General features: G+C 70.6%; 13 protein-coding genes. 9 read left to right on the forward strand and 4 right to left on the reverse strand.

Annotated features, from left to right (window positions below):
* Window positions 1-211 precede the first annotated feature (211 nt).
* From AB0G50_RS32915 to AB0G50_RS32945, 7 genes are all read left to right on the forward strand, one after another.
* Entirely contained in the window at window positions 212-970 is a 759-nt protein-coding gene (locus AB0G50_RS32915; protein ID WP_360116870.1) for a hypothetical protein, read from the forward strand.
* On the forward strand, window positions 967-2,166 hold the full coding sequence (locus AB0G50_RS32920; RefSeq protein ID WP_360116873.1) for a hypothetical protein: 1,200 nt from the start codon (window positions 967-969) through the stop codon (window positions 2,164-2,166). The genes AB0G50_RS32915 and AB0G50_RS32920 overlap by 4 nt, the downstream gene beginning before the upstream one ends.
* 163 nt (window positions 2,167-2,329) lie before the next feature.
* Window positions 2,330-3,418, forward strand: coding sequence for a DUF418 domain-containing protein (locus AB0G50_RS32925; protein ID WP_360116876.1), 1,089 nt, complete (start codon window positions 2,330-2,332; stop codon window positions 3,416-3,418).
* A gap of 99 nt (window positions 3,419-3,517) precedes the next feature.
* A complete protein-coding gene (locus AB0G50_RS32930) occupies window positions 3,518-4,270 on the forward strand; it encodes a DUF427 domain-containing protein (RefSeq protein ID WP_360116879.1) in 753 nt (250 codons plus the stop codon).
* A gap of 195 nt (window positions 4,271-4,465) precedes the next feature.
* On the forward strand, window positions 4,466-5,194 hold the full coding sequence (locus AB0G50_RS32935; RefSeq protein ID WP_360116882.1) for a protein phosphatase 2C domain-containing protein: 729 nt from the start codon (window positions 4,466-4,468) through the stop codon (window positions 5,192-5,194).
* A complete protein-coding gene (locus AB0G50_RS32940; protein WP_360116885.1) occupies window positions 5,191-6,384 on the forward strand; it encodes an FHA domain-containing protein in 1,194 nt (397 codons plus the stop codon). The genes AB0G50_RS32935 and AB0G50_RS32940 overlap by 4 nt, the downstream gene beginning before the upstream one ends.
* 77 nt (window positions 6,385-6,461) lie before the next feature.
* Window positions 6,462-6,932, forward strand: a complete 471-nt coding sequence (locus AB0G50_RS32945) for a TspO/MBR family protein (RefSeq protein WP_360116888.1) — start codon at window positions 6,462-6,464, stop codon at window positions 6,930-6,932.
* Here the strand turns inward: AB0G50_RS32945 and AB0G50_RS32950 are convergent.
* Window positions 6,919-8,010 carry an ATP-dependent DNA ligase gene (locus AB0G50_RS32950; RefSeq protein WP_360116891.1) on the reverse strand — a complete coding sequence of 364 codons (1,092 nt, stop codon included), beginning with the start codon at window positions 8,008-8,010 and terminating at the stop codon, window positions 6,919-6,921. The two genes, AB0G50_RS32945 and AB0G50_RS32950, sit on opposite strands and share 14 nt — an antisense overlap.
* A gap of 155 nt (window positions 8,011-8,165) precedes the next feature.
* On the opposite strand from AB0G50_RS32950, the gene AB0G50_RS32955 reads away from it, so the two are divergent.
* Together AB0G50_RS32955 and fgd are read left to right on the forward strand one after the other, a co-directional pair.
* The gene (locus tag AB0G50_RS32955; protein ID WP_360116894.1) at window positions 8,166-8,648 is read left to right on the forward strand and encodes a DinB family protein; all 483 of its coding nucleotides are present in this window, start codon (window positions 8,166-8,168) and stop codon (window positions 8,646-8,648) included.
* A gap of 73 nt (window positions 8,649-8,721) precedes the next feature.
* A complete protein-coding gene (fgd, locus tag AB0G50_RS32960) occupies window positions 8,722-9,723 on the forward strand; it encodes a glucose-6-phosphate dehydrogenase (coenzyme-F420) (RefSeq protein ID WP_360116897.1) in 1,002 nt (333 codons plus the stop codon).
* Window positions 9,724-9,802: 79 nt separating this feature from the next.
* On the opposite strand, the gene AB0G50_RS32965 is transcribed toward fgd, so the two are convergent.
* Genes AB0G50_RS32965 through AB0G50_RS32975 form a run of 3 tightly spaced genes read right to left on the reverse strand, consistent with a single transcriptional unit; the run spans window position 9,803 to window position 12,677 of the window.
* A complete protein-coding gene (locus tag AB0G50_RS32965; RefSeq protein ID WP_360116900.1) occupies window positions 9,803-10,729 on the reverse strand; it encodes an LLM class F420-dependent oxidoreductase in 927 nt (308 codons plus the stop codon).
* Window positions 10,726-11,181 carry a cupin domain-containing protein gene (locus AB0G50_RS32970; protein ID WP_360116903.1) on the reverse strand — a complete coding sequence of 152 codons (456 nt, stop codon included), beginning with the start codon at window positions 11,179-11,181 and terminating at the stop codon, window positions 10,726-10,728. Before AB0G50_RS32970 ends, AB0G50_RS32965 begins: the two co-directional genes overlap by 4 nt.
* Window positions 11,178-12,677: a GGDEF domain-containing protein gene (locus tag AB0G50_RS32975; protein ID WP_360116906.1), complete on the reverse strand. Its 1,500-nt coding sequence runs from the start codon at window positions 12,675-12,677 to the stop codon at window positions 11,178-11,180. The genes AB0G50_RS32970 and AB0G50_RS32975 overlap by 4 nt, the downstream gene beginning before the upstream one ends.
* Between the last annotated feature and the right edge of the window lie 483 nt (window positions 12,678-13,160).

The following is a 13,160-nucleotide window of genomic DNA, read 5'->3' on the forward strand; positions in this document are numbered from 1 at the left end:
CACCACTGTATTAACCACATCCCCTGAAAGGAGGTACGAAACCGCACTCGTGCGGACCAATCGGCGGTCACCTCAGCCGTGAGTCGAACATCATCACCTGGAAGACCGACTTTTCCCGGCACACGGATGAATGACCTTGTTGTCGGAACCGAGCCCTCACTAGCTTTCGAAAGGTGTATTCGCGGGTCTGTGGAAATTCGAGAGGGCAGAAATGACCGTCTACACCACAGGTCTGCTGTGGGTCGGTGGGGCCGCCGTGGTCGCCGCCGCGCTGGCCTACCTCATCCGCAGGTACGGCCCGGACGAGGGTCGCGCGGAGAACAACGAGGCAGCGGGCCAGGTGTTCACCATCGTGGGCGGCCTGCACGCCGTGCTGATCGCGTTCGTGCTGATCGCGCTGTTCGACGGGGTGAACGCGGCCAGTGACGCCGCCTACCGCGAGGCAGATGGTCTGGTCGCCGTCACCTGGGCGAGTGACGCCCTGTCGAAGGACACCGGCGACGAGGTCCGAAAACTCACCCGCGACTACGCGGAAACCGTCATCAACGACGAATGGCCGTCCCTGAAATCGGGAAACTCGTTCACTTCCACCGGCTGGACCGACCTCGACCGCATCCGTGAAGTCGTCGCGAACGCGCCCGCCGACGACGACTGGCGGGTGGACCGCAAAACCGAGGCCGCGAACAAGCTGTGGGACGTCTACGAGGCCCGCCAGGACCGCCTGGACACGGCGGGCGGCGGCGTGAGCGCGGTGGTCTGGTTCGTGCTGGTGATCGGCAGCGTCCTGGCCATCGGCCTCCCGCTGCTCTTCGGCGGCCCGCTGATGCGCACCCACGTGCTCATCGTGGCCACCCTCGCGGCGACGATCACCCTCCTCCTCTACGCGACCTACCAGCTCCAGAACCCGTACGGCGGCGGCGCGGAACTGGGCCCGGACGCCTTCCAGGCAGCGGTGGAGCGATTCGGATGATCGACCCCCTGTCCCTGGCCATCTGCGTCTCGATCCAGGTCGAGGCCGGCGCGACAGGCCCGTCGTCCCTCTTCGAGCTGGAACTCCCCACCGGCGCGACAACAGCCCTGGCGGGTCTCACGGACCGGGTCAACGCCATCGGCTACGCCCCGTCCCAGCAACGCGTCTACGGCATCGCCGCCGACGGCAGAATCATCGCCGTGGACCGGGAGGGCCACGTCATCCCGCTGGGTTCCCCGCACTCGTCCCTGCTGAGACACGCGAAGGCCGGCGCGGTGGTGGGAAACCACCTGGTGGTCAGAATCGGCGCCCAACTCTTCGCCGTGGACGTGAACCCGACCTCCCCGACCTACCTCCGCGTGGTGGGCGGCGCCTGGCTCTGGCCCTCCCCGGAAGCCATGACGGTGGACGACTTCGACCTGAACCCCACCGACGGCAAGCTCTACGGAGTGGCCACCAGCCCCCAGGGCCACGCGAAGGTCGTCACCCTGAACCCCACCGGCGGCAAGGTCGCCCCGGTACCGGGAACCGGAACCCTCCCACCAGGCGACTACGGCGCGGTGGTCCTGGGCGCCGACCAAGCCCTCTACGCCACCGAGAACAACACCGCCGGCCGCAGCACGACCTGGCGAGTCTCCCTGGACGGCACAGGCCGGGTGACCCAGGTCCTCAACCGCCCGGCCCAGCTCACCATCGACGCCACCGCCTGCCTGAGAATCCTCCACCCCCAACCACACGAGAACCCCCCGACCCCACCAACACACCCCACCCCGCCACCACCCCCTCCTCCGCCACCACCGCCGCCGCCACCGACAACGCCCCCACCACTCACGACCGCACCCCCGACCCCACCCCAACCCGGCGAACCCGCACCACCTCAACCACCCCCCGGCGGCCAGGCAGCCCCCGCCCAACCGGTGCCACCCCCGGGCGCACCCACCTCCCCCGCCTCTCCATCACCGCCCACATCCCAGGAATCCCCAGCCGCCGCACCCTCGCCCTCCTCGCCCTCGCCCTCGAACGTGACGGTGTCGCCCCCCGGAGATGGTCGACATCAAGCGGCGGAACCCGAAAAACGGGCACAGGGCGGTGTCAACAAGGCAGTCCGAGACCAACGCCGCTGGGGCCTGGTGGCAATCCTGCTGATCCTGGGAGCAGGAGCCCTGGCAAGACAACACGCCCGCCGCCGCACCTAGCCCACTCGCGCGCCACTACCCCGTCCTCCCAAGGTAGGACGGACGCCGACCTTCGGACGGACGCCGGCACCCCTGTGCCACACCTAGTTTTCTCCGCACACACCACCACCGCGGAGAAAACACCATGGACACCCGAATCCCGTCACTGGATGTCCTGCGAGGAGTGGCGATCCTCGGCACCCTGGCCACCAACATCTGGATCTTCACCAACCCGGCGGGCCCGGCAGCCTTCCTCGGCGAATCGACCAGCCTGGGCGAAACCCTGCTCAGAACAGCGAGCAACGGCAAATTCCTGGCCCTGCTCTCCCTCATGTTCGGCATAGGCCTGTCGTTACAACACCGCTCCGCGACACGCTCGGCCACCAGGAACCGGACACCCTGGCCGGGCCGCTACCTGTGGCGCTCGACCCTGCTGCTCCTGGAGGGAACCCTCCACTACGTCCTGATCTTCGAATTCGACGTGCTCATGTACTACGCGCTGATCTCCATCCCGGTGGCGTTCATCGTGAACCACACCACCCGCACCGTGAAAACCTGGCTGACCATCACCGCCACGCTCCACATCGCGGTCATCACCTTCCTGACCGCCCTCATGGTCACCCAAAAGGACCCCCTCACCGGCTCCCGTCTCCCCACCGACACGAGCAGCTGGCCAACCCAGGTCCACACCCGCCTGACCCACCCGGAAACCTTCCGGGCCGAAGCCCTCTTCGTCCTCCCCTCCAGCACCGCCCTGTTTTTGGCAGGCGCCCTGCTCCTGAAAGCCGGGGCCCTGGAGAACACCGCACGGGGAAGGACCGTCCAACGCAACCTCGTGCTCATCGGCCTGGGAATCGGCATCCCCCTGAACCTCCTGACCGCCCTGAGCGGTCCGAGCTGGTTCCTGGCCGACCGCTACCTGGCCGCGCCTCTGGTCGCCTTCGGCCTACTGGGCGCGATCACCAGGACCGTCCACCGAATCACCACCCCGGGCCTCGTGCAAAACGGCCTCACCGCGATCGGCCGGACAGCCCTGTCCTGCTACATCCTCCAAAACCTGCTGGCCTCGACCCTCTGCTACACCTGGGGCCTGGGCCTGGCCACCACCTTCGAACCGCACCGAGTGGAATTCACCGTCACCCTCTGGCTGACCTTGGCCACCACCCTGGCGACCCTCGCCACCCAATGGCTGAAGAGAAACCCCAAGGGCCCTCTGGAAACGTTGTGGGACAAGGCCTACACCCTCCCCTTCCGCTCCCGCGCAACCCCCTGAAGCGCCGCGGGGCGCGCAAGCCCCCACCCCCGGAGGCACTGCCCGTCCGGCGAGGCCGCTTTCACGCTCTTCCCGCCGGCCCGCAGTAGCGTCAAGCCCATGACCACCGCAGAACGCGGCCGAGTCCGCGTAGAACCCAGCGCCAAACGCGTCCGCGCCTACCTGGCCGGCGAACTGGTCGCCGACACCACAACCCCGTACCTGGTCTGGGAAAAGCCCTACTACCCCACTTACTACTTCCCCCGGCGGGACGTCAAAGCCACCCTCACCCCGACCGCCGAAACCCGCCACTCCCCCAGTCGGGGCGAGGGCATCGTCCACGACGTCCACGTCAAGGACGCGGTGGCGACGGCCGCCGCCCTGACCTACCCGTCCTCCCCCCTCCCCACCCTCCACTCCCTGGTCCGCTTCGAGTGGGACGCCCTGGACGAGTGGTTCGAGGAGGACGAACCGGTCTACGTCCACCCGCGCGACCCGTACACCAGGATCGACGCCCTCTCCAGCAGCCGCCACATCCGAGTGGAGATCGACGGCGTGGTGATCGCCGACTCGACCCGCCCGGTGATCCTCTTCGAAACGGGCCTCCCCCCGCGCCACTACCTCCCCCTCACCGACGTCCGCCAGGACCTCCTGCGCCACACCGACCTGACCACCGGCTGCCCGTACAAGGGCACAGCCGAGTACTGGTCGGCGGTCATCGGCGACGCGGTCCACGAGAACATCGCCTGGGCCTACCGCACCCCCCTCCCGGAAAGCCGGGCGGTAGCCGGCCGAATCGCCTTCTACAACGAAAAGGTCGACGTCTACATCGACGGCACCCAAGAGGACCGCCCACGCACCGTGTTCAGCTGACCCCCACCCACCCCGACACCCCCACCGGACAACTTCCGCGTGCCGTCGACACCCACCCCACCTCATCGGCCAGACTGCACACACCCCGGGAAGGCCCACGCCCACCCGCCCAGCAGAAGAAGGGCCGCCAATGCCTGAACCGCTAGCCCCCGTCCCCACGCACCCGGCGCACCCGCACACCGAGCCGGTGACCCGATGAACGCACGGGTGGGCGCGGCGACCGACGTGGGCGCGGTGCGGACGTCGAACGAGGACAGCCACTTCACCGGCGAACGCGTCTTCGTGGTGGCCGACGGCATGGGCGGCCACGCGGCGGGCGAGGTGGCGAGCGCGATGGCGGTGTCCCACCTGGGCACCCTGGACTCCCGGCCGGACCTCGGCCCGGAGGACATCAGACAAGCCCTGATCACCGCGAACGACGCGATCCGGGACGCCGCCGTCGGCGGACGCGCGGGCATGGGCACCACGGCGACCGGCCTGGTGTCGGTCACCTTCGCGGGTTCACCCCACTGGGTGGTGTTCAACGTGGGCGACTCCCGGGTGTACCGGTTCGCCGAGGGCGCCCTGACGATGCTGACCGCGGACCACTCCGAGGCGGCGGAGATGGTCGCGGCCGGCACGCTCACCGAGGACCAGGCCCGCAACTCCCCGTTCCGCAACGTGATCACCCGCGCCCTGGGCGCCTACCGGGCTCCCGAACCGGACCAGTGGGTGTGCCCGCCGATCCCGGGGGAGCGGTTCCTGCTCTGCTCGGACGGCCTGACCGGCGAGGTCGAGGACGACGAGATCGCCTCCGTGCTCGCCTCGACGCCGAACCCGGCCGAGGCGGCCGACACCCTCGTGCGCCGAGCGGTGCAGGCAGGCGGCCGGGACAACGTGACGGTGGTCGTCGTGGACGGACCGACCCCGCCGCCGGCACCGTGATCGGCTACCGCCCCGGCCCCGGTGTCGCGGTGGTGGCCGAGGGCACCTGGCTCCTCCTCGCCGTCCCGCCGGAGGCCGAGATCGTCGGCCGCTGCTGGGACCTGATCCGGGCGGGCGCGGGCGTGGACGAGGTGCTGAGCGAAATCGTCCAGGAGGGCCTGCGCTCCGTGGGCAGCTTCGCCCTGGCCCGCTACACCACCGAGCACCGCCGCCTGGTGGTCCGGGGCTCCGTCGTGGTCCGGGTCGACGGCTACGAGGTGCGAGCCGACGAGGTCGCCCAGTGGCTCGACCTGGCCGTCGTGGAGGGCGTGCGCGAGTTCACCCTGTCCACCGGCGAGGCCGACGGCGCGGAACTCCCGCTGGAACGCGGCGTGGCCCGAGCGGGCCACCTGGTGGTCCGCCTGGAGAAGCAGGACCTCCCCAAGGGCTTCTCCCCGTCCCCGCCCCAGACCGCCCAACCGACGTCACCGCCGATCCCGCACCCCGCTCCACACCCCACCCCGACCCCGCACCCGACCTCACCGCCGATCCCGCACCCCACGTCCCCACCCACGTCACCGCCGTTCCCGCAGCCGACCCCGTCCCCGAGCCGCCAGTTCGAGGCCCCGAAACCCCCACGCCCCGCACCCCCGGCGGAATCCCCGACCACCGTCGTGGACCCGGACTTCAACCGCCCACCCCCGAACGAAACGGCACTGCGCCGCCGCCCCGGAGCCGAGGACCTGTCCGCGCCCACGGGCAAGGCGAAGGTCCGCTCGACCAAGTGCCCCGTGGGCCACCTGAACCCGGACCACGCGATCTCGTGCCGGATCTGCGGCCAGTACATCGAGCCGCAGGACCCGATGATCGTGCCCCGCCCCCCGCTGGGCGTGCTCCGCCTGTCCACCGGCGAGCTGATCCCGCTGGACCGAGGCGTGATCCTGGGCCGCGACCCGCAGGTGTCCGACCGCGGCCCGAACCGCCCGCACGTGGTCAAGATCCAGGGCAACGACATCTCCCGCAACCACGTCGAGGTGCGCCTGGAGGGCTGGGACGTGCACGTGGTCGACCTGGGCTCGAAGAACGGCACGTCGATCCTGGTGCCCGGCTGGTCGCCGCAGGACCTGGCGGGCCTCATCCCGGCCCTGCTCGCGCCGGGCGCGCGGGTCATGCTCGGCGACGGCGCGTTCTTCACCTACGAGGTGGCCTGACCACGAGGCGGTCGGCCCTCGGAGAAGGACCGGCCGCCCGTCGTGCGAACGCCCCACGCGCCTCCTAGCCTCGAACCATGACCACCGCGACGACCCGTCACCCCCTCGTCGGCCTGGCCGTCTTCGTCGCCGCCGTGGCCGTGACCGCGGTCGTGGGCTCGCTGTCCGCGGTCTCGGCGTCCGAGCGCTACCAGGCACTGGCCCAACCGCCCTGGGCACCGCCGTCGTGGCTGTTCGGTCCGGTGTGGACGGTCCTCTACGTGCTGATCGCGGTGTCCGGCTGGCTGGTCTGGAAAGCGGAGGGCACCACCACCCGCCTGCTCCCGTACGCGGTCCAACTCCTCCTGAACGCGCTGTGGACCCCGCTGTTCTTCGCCGCCGAGCGGTACACCCTGGCCCTGGTGGACATCATCGCGTTGGCGATCGCGATCATCTGGACCATCACGGCGTTCCGCCGCCACCGGCCGTCCGCCCTGCTCCTGGTGCCCTACCTGGCCTGGGTCCTGTTCGCCACCGCGTTGAACGCCGCCATCGTCACCCTGAACTAGCCGACCCACCCGGGAACAACTCGGCCAACTCGGCCGGCGGAACCTCGTCCAACTGCGAGTACGTGCACGACCCCGGCTCCCGATCGGCCCGGAACCGCGACAACCGCGCGGTGTGCCGGAACCGCCGAGCCTGAAGGTGCTCGTACCGCACCTCGGCCACCAACCCGATCCGCAACGGCTCCCACGCCAACGACTTCCGCGGGTTCCACCGACTGGTCATACCCTGCCCACCGGCGCCCTCACCCCCACCGGCAACCCGATCGGCCTCCACCCAGGCGGCCCACGGGTGCCCGTCCCAGGCCCCCTCCCGGTAGGGCTCCAGATCGGCCACCAACTCGACCCGCCGAGCCGCCGAGAACGACGACGCCACCCCGACGTGGTGCAACCGCCCGTCGTCCCACAGCCCCAGCAGCAACGACCCGACCCCGACACCGTCCTTGTGCCACCGGAACCCGGCCACGACGCAGTCCGCCGTCCGCTCGTGCTTGACCTTCCACATCACCCGCTTGTCCTGCGCGTACGGCAGGTCCGGGTACTTCGCGACCACCCCGTCGAACCCGGCGCCCTCGAACCGGGTGAACCAGTCCTCCGCCACGTCCGGATCGGTCGTCGCCGGCGTCAGGTACAACCCGGGCCCCACCTCCAGCACCGACTCCAGCAACCGTCGCCGCTCGGCGAACGCCACCCCCGTCAGGTCCCGATCACCCAGCGCCAGCAGGTCGAACGCCACGAACCCGGCCGGCGTCTCCACCGCGAGCTTCCGCACCCGCGACGCCGCCGGGTGCAGCCGCAACTGCAACGCGTCGAAGTCCAACCCGCCCGGCGTCACGATCACGATCTCGCCGTCGACCACGCACCGCTGCGGCAACCCCCGCGCCAGCACCTCGACCACCTCGGGGAAGTACCTGGTCAACGGCCGGTCGTTGCGCGAACCCAACTCCAACTCGGGCCCGTCGCGGAACACCACGCAGCGGAACCCGTCCCACTTCGGCTCGTACACCAGCCCGGGCTCGCGCGGCACCGCGTGCACGGCCTTGGCGAGCATCGGCCGCACCGGCGGCATCACGGGCAAGTCCACGCGACGAAGCGTAAGTCGAAAAATCCCACCCCACCGGGTCACCGATCGAGGACACCACCTGTCCGCATTCGGTCATACGGTGGTCACAGCACCACAGAGCCAGCCACGAACCAGGCCCCGACACCCCGTCCGGGCCGCACACGACAGGACGCACCATGACCGAGCTGACCGACCTGCTGACCGTCCTCGCCCGCCACCGCGGTTTCCTGCGCCACACCGTCCGCGGCATCACCGAGGAGCAGGCCCGGCTGACCCCGACCGTCAGCGCGCTGTCCCTCGGCGGCCTGATCAAGCACGTGCGCACCACCGAGGAGACCTGGCTCAGGTTCGCGATCGGCGGCGCGGAGCTGATGCAGAGCGTCCAGGCCGACTGGGCCGACGGCCACCGCCTGCTCCCCGAGGAAACCCTCGAGGCCGAGCTGAAGCGCTACGAGGAGACCGCCGCCCGCACCGAGGAGGTCGTCGCCACCCTCGACCTCGACCAGGCGCACCCGCTGCCGGTCGCGCCGTGGTTCGAACAGGGCGCGAGCTGGTCGACCCGCCGCGTCCTGCTGCACCTCATCGCCGAGACCTCGCAGCACGCGGGCCACGCCGACATCATCCGCGAGACGATCGACGGCCAGAAGACGATGGGCTGAGCCGGCGGCCGACGGGAAGCGCTCCGCAAGATCCCCTAGAGTCGGAACGGGGCGGCACAACACGGGAGCGGCGATGTCGGTGCAGATCGGTTACAAGGCGTCCGCGGAACAGTTCGGCCCGCGCGAGCTGGTCGAGTACGCGGTGCGCGCGGAGGAAGTCGGTCTGGACAGCGTCACGGTGTCCGACCACTTCCTGCCGTGGCGGCACAACGGCGGCCACGCGCCGTTCGCGCTCACCTGGTTGGCCGCGGTGGGGGAGCGGACGAGCCGGGTCAAGCTCGGCACCAGCGTGCTCACGCCCACGTTCCGCTACAACCCGGCCGTCGTCGCGCAGGCGTTCGCGAGCCTCGCCGTGCTCTACCCGGACCGGGTCTTCCTGGGCGTGGGCACCGGCGAGGCGCTGAACGAGATCGCGGTGTCCGGCCGGGAGTGGCCGGAGTTCAAGGAGCGGTTCGCCCGGCTGCGCGAGGCCGTCACGCTGATCCGCAGGCTGTGGACCGAATCCGAGGTCGACTTCGACGGCGAGTACTACAAGCTGGTCGGCGCCACCATCTACGACCGCCCGGAACGCCCCGTGCCGGTGTACGTGGCGGCGGGCGGCCCGACGGTGGCGCGGTACGCGGGCCGCGCGGGCGACGGGTTCATCTGCACGTCCGGCAAGGGCATGGAGCTCTACACCGAGCAGCTGCTGCCGGCGGTCGCCGAGGGCGCGGCCAAGGCCGACCGCGACCCGGCCGCGGTGGACCACATGATCGAGATCAAGCTGTCCTACGACCGCGATCCCGCCGCCGCGCTGGAGAACACCCGGTTCTGGGGCCCGCTCTCGCTGACCCCCGAGCAGAAGCACAGCGTGGGCAGCGCGGCGGAGATGGAGCGGCTCGCCGACGAGCTGCCCATCGAGCAGGTCGCCAAGCGGTGGATCGTGGCGTCCGACCCCGAGGACGCGGTGGCGCAGATCAAGCCGTACGTGGACGCGGGCTTGAACCACCTGGTGTTCCACGGCCCCGGTCACGACCAGGAGAAGTTCCTGACCGAGTTCTCCGAGGACGTGCTGCCCCTGCTCCGCGCGCTCTAGCGCCCCTCCGCCGAACGCGGCACACCGTTGTGCCGCAACGACTTCCGCCGAGCCTCGCGGGTTGTCGGACCGGTCGGGCCTACAGGAACGCGGCGGCGAACCGGCGCACCGACTCGGTGCCCGTCGGGTCGTCGAACGCGATCGCCAGCTCGCGCACCCCGACGGCCTCGTACGCGGCGATCCGGTCGCGGATGGTGTCCACCGTCCCGACCAGCCCGTACGAGGCCACGTCACCGGGGTAGGCGAACCGCGCTCCCTCGGGCACCCGCCGCCGCGCCTCCTCGTCGGTGTCGCCGATGATGCACAGCGTCGACGCGGTGCGGTGGATCGCGTCGTAGTCCCGGCCCACGTCGTCGCAGTGCCGGCGCAGCACGGAGTACTTGTGCCGCAAGCCCTCCACGTGGTGCACCACGTTGCACGCGTCCGCGTACCGGGCCACCAGCCGCAACGTGGTCCGCTCGCCGCCGCCCGCGATCAGCAGCGGGATGTGCGGCGACTGCACGCCCTTCGGCCGGTTCACGGCGCCGTCGAGCAGGTAGTGCTCGCCCTTGAACGTGGTCTCGGCGTCGGTCCAGAGCGACAGCACCACCCGCACCGCCTCGTCCAGCTTCGCGAGCCGCTGCCCGGCCGTGCCGAACTCGTAGCCGTAGCCCCGGTGGTCGGGCTCGTACCAGCCCGCGCCGATGCCGAACGTGAAGCGGCCGTGCGAGAGAACGTCCACTGTGGACGCCATCTTCGCGGCCAGCGCCGGGTTGCGGTAGGCGTTGCCGTTGACCAGGTGGCCGAGCCGGATCCGGCTGGTGTCGCGGGCCAGCGCGGTGAGCGTGGACCACGACTCGAACATCGGGTCCTCGGAGTGCAGGTGGTCGGTCGCCCACAGCGCGTGGAAACCCAGGTCGTCGGCGGTTCGCGCCACGTCGGCCAAGGTCTCGAACGCCGCGACGGGGTCCGGTAGGTGCGCGAGCTCCCGGCCGAAGCCGGTCGGGAGCAGGAGGCTGAACTTCATCGGGTCCACTTCCTGGGGCTACGGGTCAGCCCGCGGATCGGTTCAGCGTGGTCGGGGTACGCCGCCACCAGGTCGTCCGCGCGGCCGAACGTCACGATGTCGTCGGTGTAGGGCGGCACGACGACGGTGCTCACCAGCGACCAGTCGCCGTCGGGTGCGCTGCCCTGCCACACCCCCGCCGGGACGGTGAGCTGCGGGCGTTGTCCTGCCGCGAAGTCGAGGCCGAGCACCGGTGTCGTCACGGTGCCGTCGGGGTGCAGGAGGAGCATGCGGAGCGGTGAGCCGGCGTGGAAGGCGTAGATCTCCAGGTGGGCCAGCCTGTGTAACGCGGAGAAGTCGGGTTTTCGGAGCAGGTAGTAGATGGAGGAGACCTCGGCGGACCGCCACGCCTGCGCGAACAGCCCGCCCTCCTCGGGCAGCGGTCTCAGACCCAGCGCGTCCTCCGGCGTCACGGCAGTTCCGCCTCGACCGATCCGTGCACGACCACCATCCCCTTGCCGAGTCGTTTCGCCGTGTACATCGCGGCGTCCGCGCTGCCGAGCAGGTCGTCCGCGGTCAGCGTGCTGTCCGCGGACAGCCGGTGCGACACGCCGACGCTGGCGTGGATCGTGTGCCGGCGGATTCCCGTGCGGTGCGGTGCTTTCAGCGCTTCCAGCACCCGGTTGCCGATCTCCTCCGGCGGCAGCGGGTAGCCGTCGACGAGCACGCCGAACTCGTCGCCTCCCAACCGTGCCACGGTGTCCTGCGCGCGAACACAACCCTGGAGGCGTTTCGCCACGATCCGCAGCACCGCGTCGCCCTCGGCGTGGCCGAAGTTGTCGTTGACGTGCTTGAACCCGTCGACGTCGATGAACAACACCACTACGGGTTCGGACCCGGCGAGCGCGAGGTCGAGCCGCTCGCGGAACAGCGAGCGGTTGGCGACCCCGGTCAGCGGGTCGTGGTAGGCCTGGTGACGCAGGCGTTCCCGGCTGTCGCGCAGCTGTTCGAGCAGTCGGACGTTGTCGATCAGGGTGAGCAGCTGGCGGGCGATCACCAGCAGCACGACGCCCAGCCCGACGTAGATCTCCAGCGCGTTGAGGCGCACGCCGGTGGCCGTGCCGACGACGATGAACAGGCCCGTCACCAGCATCGGGAGGTAGGGCACGAGCAGGTGCAGCAACTCGCCCGCGCGGAGCCGGCCGGTGGAGTGCTCGCGGGTGTTGTGGCCCGGCGCGACCGAGGCGAGGAAGAACAGCGCCGGCGCGACCATGAACCCGATGTCGGCGGCGGTCGGGATGGCGGTGACCTGCCTGCTGACCAGGAACGCGAACGCCCAGCCGGAGGAGGACTGGGCGACGCAGCCGAGCGCGACGAAGAGCACCGGCAGCTGGCGGACGCTGCGGTGGGTCCAGGACGAGACCAGCAGGACGACGAGCGTGACGAGGTACGCGGCCGGGTGCGCGACGACGGTGGCGAACCCCGGCCCGGAGGCGGCCCACGCGCGGACGATGGACTCGAGCAGCGACACCCACGTGAGCACGAACAGCGATCCGACGACGATCAGCCCGTCCAACACGATGACGACCCGACTCCGCCGCCCCGGCAACGACCCGCTCCCGCCGCCGTGCCCGAGGACGAGGACGGCGAAGAGGGTGAGGATCGGCACGAGCAGGAACCCGAGCGGCGCGACGGTGGTCGAGGGCATCGACACGCCGAGGAAGATCTGCCCCCAGATCCAGGCGCTCATCCCGACCACGAGCCCCGCCATGGCCGCGACCATCCACAGCCGCCACCGGCGCGCCGTGCCGTGCCGGCGTCGGGCGGCGGACCAGAAGCACGCGAGCGCGGCGGTGGCGAACGCCAACTGGGCGAACTTGTCGATCATCAACGCGTGTTCGCGCGGCAGCACACCGGTCACGACGAGCAGCACAACGGCCGTCGCCACCAGCAGAACACCGGTGGTCAACCACCCGAACCGCTTGAGCGTCACCGACCCCCGCCAACCGCGCTCGAAGCCGACCAGTGGACCGAACCACTGTAGTGAGCCGGTGACGCTGTGTCGATCGGGGGTGCCCGAACAACCCAACCCCATCCCACCTCGTAGAACAATCCCACAATCCCCACCCCCCGCACTCCGACACCTCTCGCACCGCTGCCGCCCACCCCGCAGCCCGCGCCCCACCCGCACCCTGACGAACCCTCGAAACCACGGCAACCGACCACAACGGCCCGGCCCCACGCACCCTCCACACCCGCCCAGCCGCACCCACCGCCTGCGTCATTCGGCGGTACCCAGCCATACCCACGCCGCCGCACCCAACGCGCCAAACTCACGCCACCCCCGTCACTAGGCTGCTGCCCGGTGCCGCGCTGCCCGGTGCCGCGCTGCCCGGTGCCGCGCTGCCCGGTGCCGCGCTGCCCGGTGCCGCGCTGCCCGGTGCCGCGCTGC

Source organism: Actinosynnema sp. NPDC020468 (genome assembly GCF_040642015.1).
Taxonomy (GTDB): domain Bacteria; phylum Actinomycetota; class Actinomycetes; order Mycobacteriales; family Pseudonocardiaceae; genus Actinosynnema.